Raw genomic sequence first — 21,015 nt, forward strand, 5'->3', positions numbered from 1 at the left:
TTAATCGCTCCGTTTCTTAGGGCTTAATCTGATTTGAAAAGAACAAAGCTAACGCGCCTGGGCCCGTATGAGCACCGATAGCAGATCCAATCATGTGAATTTCAACGTGTTTAGGTTGGAATGTTTCTTCAATCAGTGCCTTCATTTCTAAGGCAAACGCCTCATCATCTGCATGACTGATTGCGATGGTTTGCTCATGTAAACGTTCTCCACGTTCTTCCATAAGTTCAAGAATTCGTTTCATTACTTTTTTACGACCTCTTAATTTTTCAATGGGAACAAGTTTCCCCTGTTCCATGTGAAGAAGAGGCTTGATATTTAATAATCCGCCAATAACTGCGCTCGTTTTCGACACGCGTCCGCCACGAGCCATATAATCCAAGTCTTCAACTGTAAACAAATGTTCCGTATTCAATGCTTTAAAACGGATGATTTCAACTATTTGTTCAAGCGTTTCACCTAAATTTCTAAGGCGAACGGCTTCTTTTACAAGCAACCCATAACCCAATGACGCACATTTGGAATCAATAATTGTTAGTTTAAGCTCAGGATATTCTTCTTTTACCTGATCACGTATCATGACTGCGGTATTGTGAGTTCCAGAAAGCTCGGAAGAAAAGGCAATATACAATCCTTCCTCACCGGACTTCGCCAGTTCTTCAAAAAATGTTAAAAATTGCTCTGGTGATGCTTGTGAAGTTTTTGGCTGCTTGCCTTGGCGAATTTCAGCATAAACTTGAGTTGAATCAATTGTCATGACGTCCAAGTACTCAGCATCATCAATGTGCACACGTAATGGAATTAACGTGACCTGATTTGTTTCATAATAAGATTTCGGTAAATCGCAAGCACTGTCTGCAAATATTCTCATTTGTATCCCCCTGAATCATCTATTTCTATAATTTTAAACGCTCCTGTAAGAAATTCGCAATCCCATCGGCATTATTTGAAGACGTTACTTCATTTGCAATGTTTTTCAGTTGCGTAATAGCATTTCCCATAGCCACGCCGGTTCCGGCATATTCAATCATTTCTAAATCATTGTCTTCGTCTCCGAATGCAATGATACGTTCCTGTGGAATATTTAAGTGTTTCGATACATGAGAAATACCTACAGCTTTATTAAGACCACTCCGCACAATCTCAATAACATGCCATGGTGCCCCCCAACGTCTGTGGTCAATCACTTCTGCATGAACATCATACAAGTGTTTACGGATTGCAGGAACTTCATGTTCTTCTGCATGGATCAGTAAGCTAGTCGGGTCGGACTTTAAATAATTTCGAATATCCCCAGTTGTAACTTGTGGTTTTCCAAAGCTAAAAATATCGAGCAATTTTTCATCATGGTAATGTAAATAAACATCATCCATCACTTCGGCAATGATATTATGAAATTTATAATCATGAAGGGCATCAATTACTTCATTGACGACTTTTAGATTAATGGGCTCATGTATCGGTTTCCATGTATGATCAGTGGGGTGATGAACAAATGCACCATTAAAATTGACAATTGGTGTTTGCATTTTTAATTGGTGGTAATAAACTTCACTGGCGCGATATGGTCGACCAGTCGCAATCATGATTTCATGACCTTTTTCTTTTGCTTTAAATAACGTATGTAAAGTCTTTTCAGAAATGACTTTTTCATCGGTTAATAAGGTTCCATCCAAATCCAAAACGATTAAATGAGGTTGCATTCTAAATGACTCCTTTCCTACTATAGTAAAGTGTATCGTCATGTACATCCATTAGTCAAAAAAATCCAACTTCGTTTTTGAACTTTTTGATTTGTTTTGCTACGATAACAAGTATTAGATAAAAAGGAAGTGGCAAAGTGAACGTAGAAAATGAGCGGTGGGGACAAATTCCACTATTACATGTATATAAAGAATCGATTCGGGAACAACAAGTTCCAGTCGTGATTTTTCTTCATGGCTTCACGAGTGCAAAAGAACATAACTTACATTATGCCTATCAATTGGCTGAGAAAGGCTTTCGAGTCTTATTACCGGATGCGCATTTGCATGGCGAAAGACAAGAAAATCTCGATGAAATTCAATTGTCTCTACGCTTCTGGGAAATAATCTTAACAACTATAGATGAAGTTGCTATGTTAAGAGAACAATTAATTGAACGCAAGTTAATAATGGAACACACGAAAATTGGGTTAGCCGGGACGTCAATGGGTGGTATTGAAACACTCGGATGTCTGAATGTCTATCCTTGGATTGACAGTGCTGCTGTGATGATGGGTTCTCCGGGATACGTGCATTTGGCGAAAGCTCAAATGGCACAATATGAGGCAAAAGGATTCAAATTACCAGTGACAGATGTGGAACGTAAGCAAATGTTTGAGACGCTAAGTAAATTTGATCTTACGTTAAACCCAAGTGCGTTGAATGGACGGCCAGTATTCTTCTGGCATGGGGTTCAAGATAATGTGGTCCCATACGAACCGACATTTAACTTTTTCAACGCACTGAAAGAATCATATGTTCATGATCCTGAACGTTTCCAGTTTATGACGGATAAATCAGCAGGACATGCTGTTTCAAGAAAAGGTATGCTAGAATCAACCAATTTCATGGCACACTATTTGTCTGAGTAAGCTGCATTTGTTATGATGAACATATATGTTAGTTAGAGAGGGGGATGAACATGGATCAAGATATGCGCGACAGCATGATGGGTGCACTAGAAAATGTTATTGACCCGGAACTTGGTATTGATATTGTCAACCTTGGGCTTGTCTACGATGTAGATTTATCGGAAGATGGATTTGCCGTTGTGACAATGACTTTAACATCACTTGGTTGCCCAATGGGACCAATGATTGTTGACCAAGTAAAAACTGCATTATACGAATTACCAGAAGTAAAAGAAGTCGATGTCAATATTGTGTGGACCCCAGGCTGGTCAAAAGACAATATGTCCCGCTACGCAAAAATGGCACTCGGTGTCAGATAATCAATTCCTATTCAATCACTCACTGATATAGTGAGTGGTTTTTTATTTGTACCCACATATAAACAACGTCCAACTCCAAATAAATCTCAAGTTACCCCAATTAATCCCCGTTCTGCCCCAATTAAACATCGTTCACCAAATAAAGCTCTAGTTACACCATTTAAACACAGTTCAACCCCAAATAAATCTCAAGTTATCCCATTTAAACTACGTTCAACCCCAATAAAAATCCCCACTTCCACATCCCATGCACTTTTCTTTACAATATTCCTCCTGACATCCTATAATAAAATCAATTAGTCAAAAAAGGTCAAACAAAGGAGTGACGTGTATATGCAACAGCAACAAGAACAGAAAAGACCACTGGAACTGTATGGTCGTAACTTAGTGGAACAGGCTCGAAAAGGGAAAATGGATCCTGTTATCGGACGTGATCAGGAAATTAGACATGTGATTCGTATTCTCTCGAGAAAAACAAAAAACAATCCAGTTCTAATCGGTGAACCGGGTGTTGGGAAAACGGCTATTGTCGAGGGATTGGCACAACGAATCGTACGCAAAGATGTACCTGAAGGATTGAAAGAACGGGATATTTATGAATTAGATATGAGTTCATTGATAGCCGGTGCAAAATATCGTGGTGAGTTTGAAGAACGTTTAAAAGCCGTGTTAAAAGAAGTGAAAGATAGTGAAGGACGTATTATCCTTTTCATTGATGAGATTCACACCATTGTAGGTGCTGGAAAAACAGAAGGTGCAATGGATGCAGGAAATATGTTAAAACCAATGTTGGCACGTGGTGAATTACATTGTATCGGAGCGACGACGCTTGATGAATACCGGATGTACATTGAAAAAGACCCTGCTCTGGAGCGACGTTTCCAACAAGTATTAGTAAGGGAGCCATCAGTTGAAGATACAGTTTCGATTTTACGTGGATTGAAAGAACGTTTTGAATTGCATCATGCTGTACGGATTCATGACCGGGCCATTGTAGCGGCTGCACAACTATCTGACCGATATTTAACTGAACGTTTTTTGCCCGATAAAGCAATAGACTTAGTGGATGAAGCATGTGCAATGATTCGCACAGAAATCGACTCTATGCCGCAGGAACTGGATGAAGTGACACGAAGAATGATGCAATTGGAAATTGAAGAGCAAGCATTAATGAAGGAAAAAGATCAGGCTAGTCAACAGCGGTTATCAAAGTTACGCGATGAACTCGTTACGTTAAAAACGTCCACAGAGTCCATGCGAAATCAATGGTCTACAGAAAAAGAATCGCTTCAGCACATCCAAAAGAAACGTGAACTTTTGGATAGTTACCGAAGAGATCTAGAACTGGCAGAAAATAATTATGACTTAAATAAAGCTGCTGAACTTCGTCATGGGAAAATCCCGATGCTGGAAAAAGAAATCGCAACTCTAGAGTCTGCGCTTGAATCGACTTCGGAAAATCGTTTGCTTCGTGAAGAAGTGACTTCGGAAGAAATTGCTTCTATTGTATCCCGTTGGACAGGAATTCCTGTGACGAAATTAGTCGAAGGAGAAAGGGATAAGCTTCTTCGACTGAAGGAAACATTACAGGAACGTGTTGTGGGACAGGATCAGGCTGTCCAATTTGTAACGGAAGCAGTTTGGCGCGCCAGAGCTGGAATTAAAGATCCTGCAAAACCTATTGGTTCATTTTTATTCCTAGGTCCGACTGGTGTGGGAAAAACAGAGCTTGCCAAGGCTTTAGCTGCTAATTTATTTGATTCTGAAGATCATTTTATTCGTATTGATATGTCGGAATATATGGAGAAACATAGTGTGTCACGTCTTGTTGGGGCACCTCCAGGATACGTCGGCTATGAAGAAGGCGGACAACTGACGGAAATGGTAAGACGTAATCCATATTCAGTCGTTTTGCTCGATGAAATTGAAAAAGCACATCCGGATGTTGCCAATATTTTGCTTCAGCTATTGGATGATGGCCGTATAACAGATAGTCAGGGACGACTTGTCAACTTCGCTAATACAGTTGTGATTCTGACTTCAAATATTGGATCACAGTATTTGTTGGATGATAGCGAGCAAGCTGAAGCATTGGTAATGACGGCACTTCGAACACACTTTAAACCGGAGTTACTGAACCGGATGGACGAAATCGTCTTGTTCCATTCATTAAAAGGCACACACTTTACATCAATTACTGAAAAGTATTTGGCACAATTAGCAAACCGATTGAAAGAGCAGGAAATTACGATTACTTTCTCCCAGTCAACGATTGATTGGGTGGTCAATGAGGGAACGGATGCAGCGTTTGGGGCACGCCCATTGCGCCGTTTTATTCAGCGCCATATTGAGACAGCTGTAGCAAAAGCGCTACTTGGTGGGAATTTGACACCAGGTAGCATAGTAGAAGTAACCGTAGAAGACGGAGAAGTCAAAGTAAATCAATAAAAAAAGGTATCTCTGATAGGAAAGCTTCAGAGATACCTTTTTTTGTTATTGAATTAGTGATGTTCGTGAGTTACTGGATCGTTTGGAATAATTGCAGAAATCAAGAAGATAAGTGCTGCAAATCCAAGTGAAAGAATGGCACCCAATTCAAAGTTGAATGGCATTCCTGCCACTGAACTTACTACATAGTTCAGCATTGTAACAAGTAGAAATGACCAAATTAATGTAATGACAAATTTCATGTTGTTTCACCTCTGGACAGACTATTTACTTCTACCATCATACCATATGACTGGAAAGTGACAAAGAATCTTTTGAAGAACATCCATGAAGTTTGGCAAATTCGTGACGATGAGTTGAAATTTGATGTTTGATTCGTTATGATTATCACCAGGTACTAATATAAGATAACAAGCGAAATGAGGGTGTCTAATGAGTGTGGGGATTATCGGCTTAGGAAGATATATGCCAGAACGGGTTGTCACAAACTTTGATTTGGAAAAACGAATGGATACAACCGATGAATGGATTCGAACTCGCACTGGTATAGAAGAGAGACGATTTGCGGACGATGATGTGAATACGTCAGATATGGCTTACGAAGCAGCGAAACAAGCGATAGAAGACGCTAATATTGAAGCGCATCAAATTGGCCTGATTTTAGTGGCTACGGTTACGCCAGATATGCCTTTTCCGACAGTTGCCACGATGATTCAGGAAAAACTCGGTGCCAAGAATGCAGCGGCGATGGATATTTCGGCGGCGTGTGCTGGTTTTATGTATGGAGTCATCACTGCTAAACAATTTGTTGAGACAGGTGTCTATCCGTACGTTCTTGTTGTTGGCGTTGAAAAACTATCAAAAATTACGAACTTTGAAGATCGCAATACTGCTGTCTTATTTGGCGACGGTGCTGGAGCAGCTATTATTGGTCAAGTTTCGGAAGGTAGAGGTATTTTATCGTTTGAACTAGGTGCAGACGGCTCTGGAGGGAAACATTTATTCCAAGATGGACCTTATCTTGAAATGAATGGTCGTGAAGTATATAAATTTGCTGTCCGTCAAATGGGCGAATCAGCAGAGTATGTTATTGACAAAGCTGGGCTGACAAAAGACGATGTCGATTTCCTGGTACCTCATCAAGCGAATATTCGAATTATGGAAGCATCACGACAGCGATTAGGATTGCCTGAAGAGAAAATGTCTAAAACAATAAATCAATTTGGTAATACTTCAGCTGCATCCATACCAATCTCTTTAAAAGAAGATATTTTAGCAGGAAGAGTGAAAGACGATGATGTTGTGGTTCTTGTAGGATTTGGCGGCGGTTTAACATGGGGTGCCATTTGCTTAAAATGGGGAAGATAGTGTTATTCTGATGGTCTGTCCAACGGAGACGTTTCAACCTTATTATTCGAATGGAATGTTACACAGCTAATCTAAAATAAATTTGTTTCAACATGAAGGGAGATAAAATCATGACAAAACGTCGTGTTGTAATAACTGGAGTAGGAGCGGTTTCACCGCTTGGTAATGATATCGAAACAACTTGGGCAGGGATTAAAGAAGGCAGATCCGGCATAGGGCCAATGACTCGCGTCAACCCTGACGATTTCCCAGCAAAAGTGGCAGCTGAAGTTAAAGACTTTGATATCGAAACATATATTGAGCGTAAAGAAGCGAGAAAAATGGATCGCTTTACACATTTTGCTTTGGCAGCATCTATTATGGCAATGAAAGATGCAAATTTGGAGTTAACACCTGAACTTGGTCTTCGTACTGGTGTGTGGATTGGGTCGGGGATTGGTGGTATGGAAACGTATGAAGCACAATTCCGTACATTTCTTGACCGAGGCTATCGCCGGGTAAGTCCGTTTTTCGTGCCAATGATGATTCCAGACATGGCTGCGGGACAAGTTTCCATTCATTTCGGTGCGAAAGCAATGAATTCATGTACCGTGACAGCTTGTGCATCAGGCACAAACTCAATAGGTGATGCATTTAAAGTAATTCAACGTGGGGAAGCTGATGTGATGATTTCTGGTGGAGCAGAAGCACCGATCACAAATATGTCAGTTGCTGGTTTCTGTTCAAATACAGCACTAACGTTAAATCAAGACCCTAAAACTGCTTCACGTCCATTTGATGCCAATCGAGATGGGTTTGTCATTGGCGAAGGCTCAGGGATAGTTATTTTGGAAGAATATGAGCACGCGGTAGCCCGTGGTGCGAAAATTTATGCAGAAATTATCGGCTATGGTTCGACTGGGGATGCCCATCATATTACTGCACCAGCTCCTGAAGGTGAAGGCGCAGCACGTGCCATGCAACAAGCACTTAATGATGCTGGAATTTCTCCTTCTGACGTTGACTACATTAATGCACATGGTACGAGCACACCTTATAATGATCAATTTGAAACAATGGCAGTTAAATCGGTATTTGGGGAACATGCTTACAAGCTTGCGATTAGTTCTACAAAGTCCATGACGGGACATCTCCTTGGAGCGGCTGGAGGAATTGAAGCTGTATTTACTGCACTAGCTATTCATGAAAGTATTTTGCCTCCGACGATGAACCTGGAAAATTCAGATCCAATTTGTGATCTTGATTATGTAGCGAATGGATCACGACAAAAAGAAATCGGGTATGCAATGAGCAACTCACTTGGTTTTGGTGGTCATAACGCGTCAATCTTGTTTAAAAAAATATAAAATTAAGAAGCTGATCCTAAGGTGAAATCTACCTTTAGATCAGCTTTTTTATTTTCCTCAATTGGCTAATTTAAAACATAATTCCTCATGCAATTTTGCGTCTTCATAAATTATTTCTCAATCGAGTACATATAATTTTCATTAGTTTCGAAACGCGAATTATTCTATGGCTAATAATTACCAAACAATGTTACAGAAATAAGTCAAAAAGTCATGGCGTTATTTTTATTAAATTTTCTTTATTTCAAAGTTTATGACCAAATACCTTGATATACCTGACATTTTTCGAATTACCAACAATTCAAATTAAAGGGAATTTAGGAAATTTCCAAAAAAGGTGTTGCGATTGTAATAATTCTGTAATAGAATTTACAACTAGATGAACAATTAACAGAATATTTATTATTTTAGGAAGAATGAGAGATTTTATCATCTTAGTATTTGCATGAGAGGAGTAATCATTTGAACACGACTCAAGAACTTTCAAAAATTAAGCATTTGAACACCAATCAAGAACTATTAACTATTAAGGATTTACATACTGGCTTCCGAGTAAAAGACACATATTATAATGCAGTAGACGGAGTTTCTATAAGTTTAAAGAAAAACGAAATTTTAGCGATTGTTGGAGAATCAGGATGCGGCAAAAGTACTTTAGCGACCTCCATCATTGGACTGCATGATACAAACAACACCAAAATAACCGGTGAAATTGGATTTAAAAGTCTTAATTTAGCAGAATTGACGGATGAAAAATTGAATAACATACGCGGAAATGACATAGGCATGATTTTTCAGGATCCATTGTCTGCCTTGAACCCATTGATGCGTATTGGAGATCAAATTGAAGAATCGTTAATCTATCATACGAAAATGTCTAAAAGAGAGAGAGCTCATCGTGTGTTAGAACTGCTGAATCAAGTAGGAATACCGAATCCGAACCGAATCGTCCGACAATTTCCTCATCAGCTTTCAGGTGGTATGCGTCAACGTGTTATTATCGCCATTGCAATATCCTGTAAGCCGTCGATTATCATCGCTGACGAACCAACAACTGCCCTAGATGTGACGATACAAGCGCAAATTTTGGATTTATTGAAAGATCTGCAAGCTGAAACAGAATCAGGCATTATTTTAATCACGCATGACTTAGGAGTTGTAGCGGAAGTAGCCGATCGAGTAGCGGTTATGTATGCAGGTCAAATAATTGAGGAAGCAACAGTTGAAGATTTATTCAGCAATCCTGTGCATCCATACACTAGATCATTATTAAATTCAATTCCTCAAACACATAGTGACAATGAAAAATTAGAAGTCATTCAAGGTTTAGTACCTTCATTAGTGAATCTACCACGGAATGGCTGCCGCTTCGCTTCTCGGATTCCTTGGATTCCTGCTGAAGCACACGAAGCAGAACCACAACTTCACGAAATTGCACCAGGACATTTTGTTAGATGTACCTGCTGGAACCACTTTCACTTTGAAGGTGAAGAAGGGGGAAGCTTGACATGAGTTTTATGGAAATAAAGGATTTGCGTGTGCATTATCCAATTCGCGGCGGTTTTTTCAATACAATCGTTGACCACGTCCATGCTGTTGACGGCATAAATATGGAATTCGAAAAAGGCAAAACATATGGACTTGTAGGTGAATCTGGTTGCGGTAAATCAACAACAGGAAAAGCTATTATCGGACTTGAAAAAATAACGTCCGGTAAAATCTTCTATGAAGGACAGGATGTGACGAATCAACGTCGTCAACGAAATTCTGCGTATAACCGAGATATCCAGATGATTTTCCAAGATGCTCACTCGAGTTTGAATCCACGTAAACGAGTTCAAGATATTCTTGCTGAACCGATTCGCAATTTCTTGAAACTCTCTGATTTAGAAGAGAGACGAAAAATCAATGAACTTCTGGCGATTGTCGGTATGCCAGAAGATGCAAAATTTAAATACCCACACGAATTCTCAGGTGGACAAAAGCAACGTATTGGGATTGCCCGCGCAATTGCAACAAACCCAAAACTGATTATTGCTGACGAACCTGTATCTGCATTGGACTTATCGGTTCAGGCGCAGGTATTGAACTTCTTGAAAGACATTCAAGACGAGTTTGGTTTAAGCTACCTTTTCATATCTCATGATCTAGGGGTAGTGAAACACATGTGTGATGAAATCTCGATTATGTATAAAGGTCGTTTTGTTGAATCAGGTACGAAGAAGGACATTTATCAATCTCCTGAACACATCTACACAAAACGCTTACTGTCAGCGATTCCGAATATCGAACCTGCTTCACGCGCAATTCGCAAAGTTGAAAGAATAAATGTCGAAAAAAGCTACCAAATCGAAAATCACCGATATTTTGATGCCAATGGAAGAGTGTATGATCTTCAAGCAATTTCCGACACGCATAAAGTAGCGAAAACGGATTCGCTGGAAGGGGGCATTTAACATGTGGAAAACAATTATCCGACGAGTTTTAGTCATGATTCCGCAGTTATTCGTGCTAAGTTTACTCATCTTCATCATGGCAAAATTCATGCCTGGAGATCCATTCACGGGTATGATTACTCCGGATACTGATCCAGCTCGTATTGAAGAATTACGGATGGAGGCAGGTTTTTATGATCCTTGGTACCAACAGTACTTTAATTGGATTGTAAATGCGGCAAATGGGGATTTCGGAAAGAGCTATACATACAAGGTAGCTGTTGCTGATTTAATTGGTGACCGAGCCCTAAATACATTATGGTTGTCGCTACTGAGTGTATTTTTATTATATTTAATTGCTATACCACTAGGTGTGCTTGCAGGGCGCTTCCAAAATTCATTTTTGGATAAAATGGTCGTGCTGTACAGTTTCATCAGTTATGCAATTCCGGTATTCGTTCTGGCATTGATTTTCTTATTCTTCTTTGGCTATAAGCTCCAATGGTTCCCAACTAGTGGTACCGTAGACATCAAATATGATTCCGGCACTTTAGGATATTTGTGGAGTAAAATCTATCATATTTTATTGCCTGCCATCACGTTTGCATTACTTGGGACCACCGGTGTCATTCAATATTTAAGAACGGAAGTAATCGATGCTAAATCGATGGATTATGTCCGTACCGCACGTAGTAAAGGAATTCCAATTAACAAAGTATATACGAAGCATATCTTCCGAAATTCTCTTTTACCGATAGCAGCATTTCTCGGATTCACGATTACAGGATTGCTCGGAGGATCAATTTTTATTGAAACAATTTTTGGCTACCCTGGGATGGGACAACTTTTTATTCAATCCATATCTGGACGTGATTATAGTGTCATAACGGCATTGGTTATGCTCTTCGGATTCACAACTTTATTAGGTAGTCTTTTATCCGATATCATCATGAGTATTGTAGATCCGCGTATTAGGATAGATTGACGAAAAATAATAGTTAAGGAGAGTGAATTCAATTGAATGAAATGAATATAAGCTTACAGCAGGAATCTCAAGTAAGCTCTCCGCCTACTGGATTCCAAGTAATTGCTCGAGAATTTAAAAAAGATAAATTAGCTATGTTTTCCTTGATAGCTCTAATAACCGTTATTTCAGCTATCTATATTTGGGCGTTGACGATTGATCAACAAGAAATGATGCGTGTAAGCCTTAGAGATAAATTCGCAGAACCAGGAGAGAAATTCTTCCTAGGGGCAGATCAAGGCGGCCGCGACATTTTAGGTCAATTAATTATTGGTGCAAGAAATTCTATTACTATCGCAATTGCAATTACAGTTTTAACTGGTATTGCGGGAATAATTATTGGGCTTTGTACAGGATACTTTGGTGGGTTGATCGATAACATTTTCATGCGCATCATTGATTTCTTCATAACAATCCCATCATTAATGATTATTATTGTTTTCGTTACGATTGTACCTAAATATAATATTCCAATTTTCATTCTGATATTAAGTGTATTTTTATGGCCAGGGACTGCTCGATTGGTCCGAAGCAAGGCACTATCAGAAGGAAGAAGAGACTATATCAATGCCTCAAAAACAATGGGTACAAGTGATGGTGGCATTATTCTAAAAAAATTGATGCCGAATTTAAGCTCTATATTAATAGTTGAGTTAACACTGAATTTTGCAGGAAACGTTGGTGTTGAAACGGGCCTTTCCTACCTAGGATTCGGCTTGCCACCATCCACACCAAGTTTGGGGACACTTGTGAGTTATGCAAATAATCCGCTTGTACTTTCCGAAAAATGGTGGGTATGGTTACCGGCAGCATTATTGATTTTGTTCCTGATGTTGGCAATTAACTATGTCGGCCAAGCTATTCGCCGATCTGCAGATGCAAGACAACGATTAGGATAAAACCACATGATATTGGTATTAAACGTTTAACGTTTGATATATAGAATAAAAGATAAAAAGGAGGAAATGGAATGAACAAAAAGCTTTGGACATTACTTGCTTTACTTTTAGCTTTCATGCTTGTACTTGGTGCATGCAACAACAAAGGCGACGATTCTACAAAAGATGACGAAGGTACAGAACAAGGAAGCGAAGATGGTGAAGAAGGCGAAGATGGCGGAGAAGCAGTAGACACTTCCCAATTCCCACTTAAGGTAGAGAACGAAGGAGATGCAATGGATGGAGGTACTTTAAAAGTAGCTCTAGTAAATGACTCACCTTTCCAAGGAATTTTCTCTACAGTACTATATGAAGATGCTTATGATGCAGACATTATGCAATTTGCAAGCAACTCAATTTTTTCAACAGATGGTGACTTCTTACTAACTGATGAAGGTATCGCTAGTTTGGAAGTAGATCAAGACAACAACAAAGCAACAGTTAAAATCCGTGAAGGCGTTAAATGGTCGGACGGCGAGCCACTTAAAGTGGAAGACTTAATGCAACCTTACTTAATCATTGGTCATAAAGACTATACTGGCGTTCGTTACGATGCTGATTTCCAAAACATTGTGGGTGCAGTTGAATACCATGATGGAAAAGCAGACACAATTTCTGGTTTGAAAAAAGTTGATGAAACAACTTTAGAAATTTCATTCAACAAATTATCACCAGCAATCTTCAGTGGTGGAGACGGTCTATGGTCTTCAGCTGAACCAAGCCACATCCTAAAAGATATTCCAGTTGCAGGTTTACTTGAATCTGATGCTGTACGTAAAAATATCGTTACTTTAGGTGCATTCAAGTTTGATAAAATCGTACCTGGTGAATCAGTACAATTCGTGAAAAACGAAAACTACTGGAAAGGTGCTCCAAAACTTGATTCTGTATTAGTTAAAACAGTTCCTTCTACATCAATCTCTGTTGCATTACAAACAGGGGAATACCATATGACAGCTAACACATTCAGCACAGACAAATATTTAGAAATTAAAGATTTCGATAACCTTACTATTCTTGGCCGTAAAGAACTTTACTACCAATACATTGGTTTCAAACTTGGTAAGTACGATATGGAGAAGAGCGAAGTAGTAATGGATCCAAATGCTAAGATGGGCGATGTAAAACTTCGTCAAGCTATGGGTTATGCTATCGACGTAGAACAAGTTTCTGAAGTGTATTACAACAACTTACGTGAGCGTGCAACTTCACTAATTCCACCAGTATTCGCATCATTCTATGATGATACATTAGAAGGATACACATATGATGTTGAGAAAGCTAATGCATTATTGGACGAAGCTGGATACAAAGATGTTGATGGCGACGGACTTCGTGAAAACAAAGATGGAAAACCGCTTGAAATTAAGTTTGCTACAATGGCAGGTGGAGATATCGCTGAAGATATCGCATCATTCTACTTGCAAAACTGGAAAGATGTTGGTTTAAATGTAACTCTTGCTACAGGTCGTACAATCGAATTCAACAGCTTCTATGATAAAGTTCAAGCTGACGATCCAGAAATCGATATCTTCATGGCTGCATGGGGTACAGGTACTAACCCATCACCATCAGGTCTTTACTCAAAAACTGCACAATATAACTTCAGCCGTTACACTTCTGAGAAGTTAGAGGGTCTTCTAGCTGCAATCGACTCTCCAGAAGCTTTCGATCCTGAATACCGTGCAGGTAAATTCCGCGAATGGCAAGAATATATGTCTGAAAATGCACCAATCATTCCTACTCAATACCGTTTAGAATTACGTCCAGTTAACAAAGCAGTTAAGAATTACGATATCGACTACTCTTCAAACTTTGACTGGAACGAAGTATCTTTAATTTCTGAAGATCCTGCTAAATCTTCTAAATAATTAAATGAATAATGAAAAGACTCATCCTTTAATTGGGATGAGTCTTTTTAGATTTTGTTTAATCATGAAAATATTGCATTTCTTACGTGATCAACGGTTTTTCCTACGTGAACATCGGTTATTCCTACGTGCCCCCCGATTATTCCTACGTGACCCCCGGTTATTCCTACGTGACCCCCGGTTATTCCTACGTGAACCCCGGTTATTCCTACGTGAACCCCGGTTATTCCTACGTGAACCCCGGTTATTCCTACGTGAACAGCGATTATTCCTACGTGCCCCCCGGTTATTCCTACGTGAACCCGATTTATTCCTACGTGAAATCCAATTATTCCTACATAAACATCGATTATACTAAAAAAGACTCATCCACTAACTGGGATAAGTCCTTGTTAATAGTTAAAAATCATTAAAAAGCAATTAGCAGGACTTACCGACAAGGGTTGTTTCATATAGTAGTGAAAAAGGGTGCTTGTATGATCAAATGGTTAATGTTCTTAATCAGTTACATATGTATTGTCCTGAGCTTATTGCAGATTTTATTGTATTTAAATTATCTGTCGCTCGGCTATTCATGGAAAAGTGTCTGGACATTTATATTCCAGACACCTGATTTCTTCTTATTTGTAGGATCATTCCTACTTATGACAATTATCGTTTTCTACCCAAGCCCATCGCGTTCTCCATTTTTTTGAGCGTTTTGGAAGCTGCAGCTTGTGCCCTCTTCGCGCCATCATCGAGAATCGCATCTAGTTCATCTGAGACTAATAGTGCCTCATAACGTTCCTGAATCGGTGTGATGTGATCGATGATTGCTTTTGCAACGGACGCTTTGAAATCACCATATCCAACACCTGTGTATTTTTCAACCAATGCTTCGATTGTTTCACCACTCAAGGCTGCTTCAATAGTCAACAGATTAGAGACGCCAGGCTTATTCTCTACATCAAAAGCTACAATCCCTTCTGAATCTGTTACTGCGCTTTTAACTTTCTTCTCAATTTCTTTTGGCGTATCCAAAAGGGAAATGGTCGACTTTTTGTTTGGATCTGATTTACTCATCTTTTTAAGTGGATCTTGTAAAGCCTTGATACGCGCGCCATTCTTAGGCAAACGAATGTCTGGAATCGTTAATACATCATTGTAGCGTTTGTTGAAGCGCTCAGCTAAATCGCGTGTTAATTCGACATGTTGTTTCTGATCATCCCCAACCGGCACAATGTCGGTCTGATAAAGAAGGATATCAGCGGCCATGAGAGGTGGATAAGTAAGAAGGGAGGCAGAAACACCGTCTTTCCCCGAAGACTTATCTTTGAATTGCGTCATGCGCTCTAATTCACCGATATATGAGATACATTGCATCATCCATCCCGCCTGAGCATGTGCAGGTACTTCTGATTGGATAAATAGAATCGCTTTCTTCGGATCGATACCGACTGCCAAGTAGAGGGCTGCAAGAGATCGGATATTTTTACGAAGCTCCAGTCGAACCTGTGGAACTGTTATGGCATGCTGATCCACGATACAAAAAATACATTCATACTCATCTTGCAAAGTAGTAAATTGACGGAACGCACCGATATAATTACCAAGTGTGACCGTTCCTGTTGGCTGTACGCCAGAAAAAATTTTCTTCAAGTGGTTTCCTCCTCAAAAATGAGATCTTGTTAAATGATTTTGTTTATTTCCGTTCCAAGTTCCTGTTTTCGTCGTTTTCCACTACAATCACTTACTAGACCAGGTATTGAACACCGCTTCCTATATAGTGATTTATTGTAGAACAGCGTATGAGCGAAACGTTATTGCGGAAAATCAACACATTTAACAGTGTTAAAAATAAAAAAAACACATCACTCTCCCTCAAAAAGGGACGAATGATGTGTGAATCCGTGGTACCACCCAGATTGCCAAAGAATCTTGGCCTCTTTAACTTCGTAACGTGAAGACACGTGATGAGCTACACCGATTATCGGTTCGCAAACCATGCTCAGAAGTCCATTCCTGATGATGGGAAGATCTGTTTTCACCAAATACAGATTCTCTGGACAACCCATTCAAAAGTACTATTCTTCGTCTTTGCATTTAACATGTATTTTGATTGTCATTATATTATAGAAGAAACTCCAAAATCAAGTACAAATTATCCCAAATAATAAATGATCAACGCAATGGTCATTCCGAGTAAAATGGACCCACCTAATTGGAAAAAAGGCTTTGTCTGGAAATCAAGCAACTCCGATGGGGCACGCATTGATTCTGCATCCACTAAACTTCTTTTTGAAGAAAAAACTTTTCGCATGCTCATGGTAAAAATATCGAAAAATCCATTGGACACTACATAAACCAAAAGACCAATAAAAGTAATCGTTCCACCCACAAAAAACGATATGTTTATATAAGAGGTAAGTGACACTTCTTTTGAGATAAGTAACATCATTGCAATAATTAGTAACTGAGCAGCAACAAACCAGATAACACTCTTTTTCATAAAAACACCTCAATCCTCTTCACATTGTAGAAGAATTGACGGAAAAAATCAAAATTTCGCTAAACGAATTAATTATTCGAAATTCTCGAAAAACCTTAGACTACCAACGGTTTTGTTATTCTCTTGTAATCTTTCTGTTACATAAGTGTAAAAAATATTCAAAAAAAGACTGTACAGATTTTTTTGAATATGTATAATTAACCTTGTAACAATTTTTCAGAATATTTAAGGAGGTCGTTTTAAGTGAAGAAAAGCAAATTAGTTTGGCTATTAAGCCTAATGCTAGTTCTTAGTGTTTTCTTAGCAGCTTGTGGTAAAGATGAACCAGCAACACCTGCTAAAGATAATGACACTGAAGAAACTACTGATGGCGAAGACACAGAAAAAGAAGAAGAATCAGCTGAAGGTGCGTTAGATGCGGAGCAAATCCTTAACCTAAACCACGTAGCTGAGATTCCATCATTGGATTCTTCAATCGTTGAAGACCAAGTTGGTTTCGATATGTTAGGTAACGTAAACGAAGGTCTTATGCGTTTAGATCAAGAAAATGTTCCTGTTCCAGCTATGGCTGCTGAGGAACCTACTATTTCTGAAGACGGTTTAACTTACACGTTCAAATTACGTGACGCTAAATGGTCTAATGGTTCACCTGTAACTGCTAACGATTTCGAGTATGCATGGAAACGTGCTATCGACCCAGCAACTGGTTCTCCATACGGCCCTTACATGATGGCTGGCGTAATTAAAAACGCAACTGCTATCGGTGAGAAAAAAGCTGAAGTTGCTGATCTTGGAGTTAAAGCTTTAGATGAGAAAACTCTTGAAGTTACTCTTGAGCGTCCAGTTCCTTACTTTATCTCATTGATGTCATTCGGAACATTCTTCCCGCTGAATGAAGAATTCGTAACGGCACAAGGCGATAAATATGCAACAAATTCTGAAACAGTTCTTTACAACGGTCCATTCATCATGACTGATTGGGATGGCACTGGTTTAACTTGGAAACTTAAGAAAAACGAACAATATTGGGATGCAGAAACTGTAAAACTTACTCAAATCAACTTCGACGTTGTTAAAGAAGTAGCTACTGCAGTTAACCTTTACACAACTGGTGAAAAAGATCGTACTGGTCTTTCTGGTGAGTATGCAATGCAATATGCTAACGATGAAAACTTATTAAAAGAATTAGAACCAACTGTATTCTACTTCAAATACAACCAAGAACGTAACGGTGAAAAAACACCACTTGCAAACAAAAACATTCGTGAAGCTCTTGCTAAAGCATTCAATAAAGATGATTTAGCTTCTGTAGTATTAGCTAACGGATCTTTACCGGCTAACTACTTAGTACCAAAAGAATTCACTTTCACTGCAGAAGGTGCTGACTTCCGCGAAGTAAATGGCGACTTAGCTGCTTACAATGTTGAAGAAGCAAAAGCTGCATGGGAAAAAGGTTTATCTGAGCTAGGTGTTACTGAATTATCTCTTGAAATTTTAGGTGGAGACTCTGACCTTTCTAAGAAAATGGACGAGTACTTCAAATCTCAATTAGAGACTAACCTTGAAGGTTTAACAATTACACTTAAAGAAGTACCATTCAACGTTCGTTTAGAACTTGATGAAGCACAAGATTATGACATCCAAGTTTCTGGTTGGGGCCCTGACTATCAAGATCCTATGACTTTCGTAGACTTGTTCGTAACAGGTTCTTCTCATAACTTAATGTCTTACTCTAACCCAGAGTTCGACAAGTTGATTGAATCAGCTAAAGGCGAACTTGCTCTTGATGCAGAAGGTCGTTGGGATGCAATGGCTCAAGCAGAAAAAATCTTAATTCAAGACGATTATGCAATTGGACCGATCTACCAACGCGGAACAATGGCATTAGTACAACCTTATGTTAAAGGTATTGTTTCTCACCCATTCGGTGGAGACTACTCATACAAATGGGCGTACATCTCAGGTAAAGAGTAATCTTTAACTAAGAAAAAAATCTCATAGAGAGAGAGTATATGGTATCCAATGGGGCCATATACTCTCTTTTTAAATGAGTATGAATTGACCAAAAATTAGCTGTTTTCAAAAATTGGTTTTGACAACATCTAGTTTAGTCTGTTTATATAGATTAGTAGATTAATTTCTACTCGTATTCACTTAGGAGGTGCAAAAATGGCTAAGTATATCGCAAGACGTGTTTTTTATATGTTCATTACTCTTTTCCTGATTGCGACGGCAACATTTTTCTTAATGAAAACGCTACCAGGTTCCCCTATTGCATCCGCTTCGAAACTTACCCCTGACCAACTAGCGGTAGTAGAGGCGAAATATGGTTTGAATGAACCACTACCAGTTCAGTATGGTAAATACATGCTAAATTTAGCACAAGGTGACTTAGGTAACTCATTCCAGTTCAAGGGAGCGAGTGTAACTGATTTAATTATCAATCGACTAGGACCATCTTTCTTACTTGGTGCACAAGGCATGATTTTAGGAGTTCTTATCGGTATTGTCCTTGGGATGATCGCCGCATTACGACAAAATACGATTTGGGATTACGGTAGTACATTAATCGCCATTATCGGTATTTCCATTCCATCATTCGTTTTTGCTACAACTCTACAATACTGGTTCGGCGTTCAACTAGGCTGGTTCCCGGTTGCACTATGGAAAGACGGCTGGATGTCCAGTGTGCTTCCTTCCATTGCATTAGCCATGGGACCACTTGCAATTGCTTCACGTTTCATCCGTACAGAAATGATTGAAGTATTAAGCTCGGATTATATTACTCTAGCGCGTTCTAAAGGTGCGAGTGGATTTGAAGTAGCATTCAAGCATGCTTTCCGTAATGCGTTAATTCCATTGGTAACGGTTTTAGGACCAGTTGCAGCTGGATTACTTACGGGTTCACTTGTTATCGAGCAAATCTTTGCTATTCCAGGTATCGGTGAGCAATTCGTAAAAGCAATCATGATCAATGACTACTCAATTATTATGGGAACAACTTTGTTCTTCTCTGTATTCTTGATCTTTATTATTTTAGTTGTCGATGTTCTTTATGGAGTAATCGACCCACGTATCCGTTTATCAGGAGGTAATAGTTAATGACACAAAATCTAGATAAATTACCTGCTGATTCTTTTAAGCGCATTACAATCGATAGCAGTGCAGCAGAACGTATTTCTAAACCAAGTTTAAGCTTCTGGCAAGATGCATGGTTACGCATTCGTAAAAACAAAGCGGCCCTCGTCAGCATTGTTATTTTAATTTTAATTATCCTTATGTCATTTATCGGACCAATGTTAACGCCACATGATGCCGAGACACAAACTCTTACTCATGCAAACTTACCACCTAAAGTTCAAGGTTTTGAAAACCTTGGTTTCTTGGATGGAGTAGGAAACATGGCGGGGACAGAAGTTGATTTATATGAAATGAAAAAAGTAGATACTTATTACTGGTTCGGTACTGATGGACTAGGACGAGATATGTTCGCACGTGTGTGGGAAGGTACTCAAATCTCTCTATTCATTGCTTTCGTTGCAGCTATAATCGACATGGTTATCGGAGTGCTTTATGGTGGTATTTCAGCCTACTATGGCGGACGTGTAGATGATATTATGCAACGTATCGTTGAAATTCTTTACGGAATTCCAAACTTAGTTGTTGTTATCTTAATGATTCTCGTAATGGATCCAGGTATTATGGCCATTATTATCGCCATTACCATTACAGGTTGGATCGGGATGTCACGTGTTGTACGTGGCCAGGTTTTGAAATACAAAAACCAGGAATTCGTATTGGCTTCACGTACTTTAGGTGCAAGTAATAACCGCATCATCTCGAAGCATTTACTTCCTAACATTCTAGCGATTATCATTATTAACACGATGTTTACAATTCCGGGTGCGATTTTCTTCGAAGCTTTCTTAAGCTTTATCGGTCTTGGTTTACAACCACCGGCTGCATCACTTGGTACTTTAATTAACGATGGTTATAAGCTAATCAAATTCCAACCGCATATCTTGATGTTCCCATCGATTGTCTTGAGTTTACTGATGGTTGCGTTCAACTTACTCGGGGACGGATTACGTGATGCACTAGATCCGAAAATGAAAGATTAAGAG

The 21,015-nt window shown here is 39.1% G+C and carries 18 protein-coding genes and 1 other annotated feature; of the genes, 13 read left to right on the forward strand and 5 right to left on the reverse strand.

The genetic code is table 11. The features are described from left to right. Positions 1-16: 16 nt before the first annotated feature. Entirely contained in the window at positions 17-871 is an 855-nt protein-coding gene (locus ACQKEV_RS05110; RefSeq protein WP_427443976.1) for a DegV family protein, read from the reverse strand. 25 nt (positions 872-896) lie between these two features. Continuing rightward, positions 897-1,703 (reverse strand): Cof-type HAD-IIB family hydrolase, encoded by an 807-nt coding sequence (locus ACQKEV_RS05115; protein ID WP_427443978.1) that lies wholly within the window; start codon positions 1,701-1,703, stop codon positions 897-899. Between the two features lie 137 nt (positions 1,704-1,840). Between ACQKEV_RS05115 and ACQKEV_RS05120 the strand changes: the two genes are divergently transcribed. The 3 genes from ACQKEV_RS05120 (at position 1,841) to ACQKEV_RS05130 (ending at position 5,421) form a co-directional block, all read left to right on the forward strand. After that, complete coding sequence (locus ACQKEV_RS05120; protein ID WP_427443980.1) at positions 1,841-2,614, forward strand: prolyl oligopeptidase family serine peptidase; 774 nt, start codon at positions 1,841-1,843, stop codon at positions 2,612-2,614. Between the two features lie 50 nt (positions 2,615-2,664). After that, positions 2,665-2,973, forward strand: a complete 309-nt coding sequence (locus tag ACQKEV_RS05125; protein ID WP_016428030.1) for a metal-sulfur cluster assembly factor — start codon at positions 2,665-2,667, stop codon at positions 2,971-2,973. A gap of 333 nt (positions 2,974-3,306) precedes the next feature. Then, positions 3,307-5,421, forward strand: a complete 2,115-nt coding sequence (locus ACQKEV_RS05130) for an ATP-dependent Clp protease ATP-binding subunit (protein WP_427443982.1) — start codon at positions 3,307-3,309, stop codon at positions 5,419-5,421. A gap of 53 nt (positions 5,422-5,474) precedes the next feature. On the opposite strand, the gene ACQKEV_RS05135 is transcribed toward ACQKEV_RS05130, so the two are convergent. Then, positions 5,475-5,663, reverse strand: a complete 189-nt coding sequence (locus ACQKEV_RS05135; RefSeq protein WP_427443984.1) for a YjzD family protein — start codon at positions 5,661-5,663, stop codon at positions 5,475-5,477. A gap of 190 nt (positions 5,664-5,853) precedes the next feature. Here ACQKEV_RS05135 and ACQKEV_RS05140 point away from each other — a divergent pair, with 190 nt between their 5' ends. The 7 genes from ACQKEV_RS05140 to ACQKEV_RS05170 all read left to right on the forward strand — a co-directional run bounded on the left by ACQKEV_RS05140 (position 5,854) and on the right by ACQKEV_RS05170 (position 14,403). Further along, the gene (locus ACQKEV_RS05140) at positions 5,854-6,789 is read left to right on the forward strand and encodes a beta-ketoacyl-ACP synthase III (RefSeq protein WP_427443985.1); all 936 of its coding nucleotides are present in this window, start codon (positions 5,854-5,856) and stop codon (positions 6,787-6,789) included. 110 nt (positions 6,790-6,899) lie between these two features. Then, entirely contained in the window at positions 6,900-8,135 is a 1,236-nt protein-coding gene (gene fabF / locus ACQKEV_RS05145) for a beta-ketoacyl-ACP synthase II (protein ID WP_427443987.1), read from the forward strand. 498 nt (positions 8,136-8,633) lie between these two features. Then, on the forward strand, positions 8,634-9,647 hold the full coding sequence (locus tag ACQKEV_RS05150) for an ABC transporter ATP-binding protein (RefSeq protein WP_427444830.1): 1,014 nt from the start codon (positions 8,634-8,636) through the stop codon (positions 9,645-9,647). Beyond that, positions 9,644-10,591, forward strand: a complete 948-nt coding sequence (locus tag ACQKEV_RS05155) for an ABC transporter ATP-binding protein (protein WP_427443989.1) — start codon at positions 9,644-9,646, stop codon at positions 10,589-10,591. The genes ACQKEV_RS05150 and ACQKEV_RS05155 overlap by 4 nt, the downstream gene beginning before the upstream one ends. Before the next feature lies 1 nt (position 10,592). After that, positions 10,593-11,555, forward strand: coding sequence for an oligopeptide ABC transporter permease (gene opp4B / locus ACQKEV_RS05160; protein ID WP_427443990.1), 963 nt, complete (start codon positions 10,593-10,595; stop codon positions 11,553-11,555). 41 nt (positions 11,556-11,596) lie between these two features. Further along, positions 11,597-12,493, forward strand: a complete 897-nt coding sequence (locus ACQKEV_RS05165; RefSeq protein WP_427444832.1) for an ABC transporter permease — start codon at positions 11,597-11,599, stop codon at positions 12,491-12,493. 71 nt (positions 12,494-12,564) lie between these two features. Beyond that, a complete protein-coding gene (locus tag ACQKEV_RS05170) occupies positions 12,565-14,403 on the forward strand; it encodes an oligopeptide ABC transporter substrate-binding protein (RefSeq protein WP_427443992.1) in 1,839 nt (612 codons plus the stop codon). A gap of 651 nt (positions 14,404-15,054) precedes the next feature. Here ACQKEV_RS05170 and trpS read toward each other — a convergent pair. Both trpS and ACQKEV_RS05180 read right to left on the reverse strand, forming a co-directional pair. Continuing rightward, complete coding sequence (gene trpS / locus ACQKEV_RS05175) at positions 15,055-16,041, reverse strand: tryptophan--tRNA ligase (protein ID WP_427443996.1); 987 nt, start codon at positions 16,039-16,041, stop codon at positions 15,055-15,057. 225 nt (positions 16,042-16,266) lie between these two features. After that, positions 16,267-16,489, reverse strand: a binding site (T-box leader). Between the two features lie 54 nt (positions 16,490-16,543). Then, entirely contained in the window at positions 16,544-16,891 is a 348-nt protein-coding gene (locus ACQKEV_RS05180; protein ID WP_427443998.1) for a DUF3899 domain-containing protein, read from the reverse strand. A 243-nt stretch (positions 16,892-17,134) separates the two neighbouring features. On the opposite strand from ACQKEV_RS05180, the gene ACQKEV_RS05185 reads away from it, so the two are divergent. The 3 genes from ACQKEV_RS05185 to opp3C all read left to right on the forward strand — a co-directional run bounded on the left by ACQKEV_RS05185 (position 17,135) and on the right by opp3C (position 21,012). After that, complete coding sequence (locus tag ACQKEV_RS05185; protein ID WP_427444000.1) at positions 17,135-18,865, forward strand: peptide ABC transporter substrate-binding protein; 1,731 nt, start codon at positions 17,135-17,137, stop codon at positions 18,863-18,865. 195 nt (positions 18,866-19,060) lie between these two features. Next, complete coding sequence (opp3b, locus tag ACQKEV_RS05190; RefSeq protein WP_269925669.1) at positions 19,061-19,993, forward strand: oligopeptide ABC transporter permease; 933 nt, start codon at positions 19,061-19,063, stop codon at positions 19,991-19,993. Continuing rightward, positions 19,993-21,012, forward strand: coding sequence for an oligopeptide ABC transporter permease (gene opp3C, locus ACQKEV_RS05195; RefSeq protein WP_427444002.1), 1,020 nt, complete (start codon positions 19,993-19,995; stop codon positions 21,010-21,012). The genes opp3b and opp3C overlap by 1 nt, the downstream gene beginning before the upstream one ends. The last annotated feature ends 3 nt before the right edge of the window (positions 21,013-21,015 follow it).

It is taken from the genome of Paenisporosarcina sp. NPDC076907, from assembly GCF_050269735.1.
In the GTDB taxonomy this organism is placed as follows: Bacteria; Bacillota; Bacilli; order Bacillales_A; family Planococcaceae; genus Paenisporosarcina.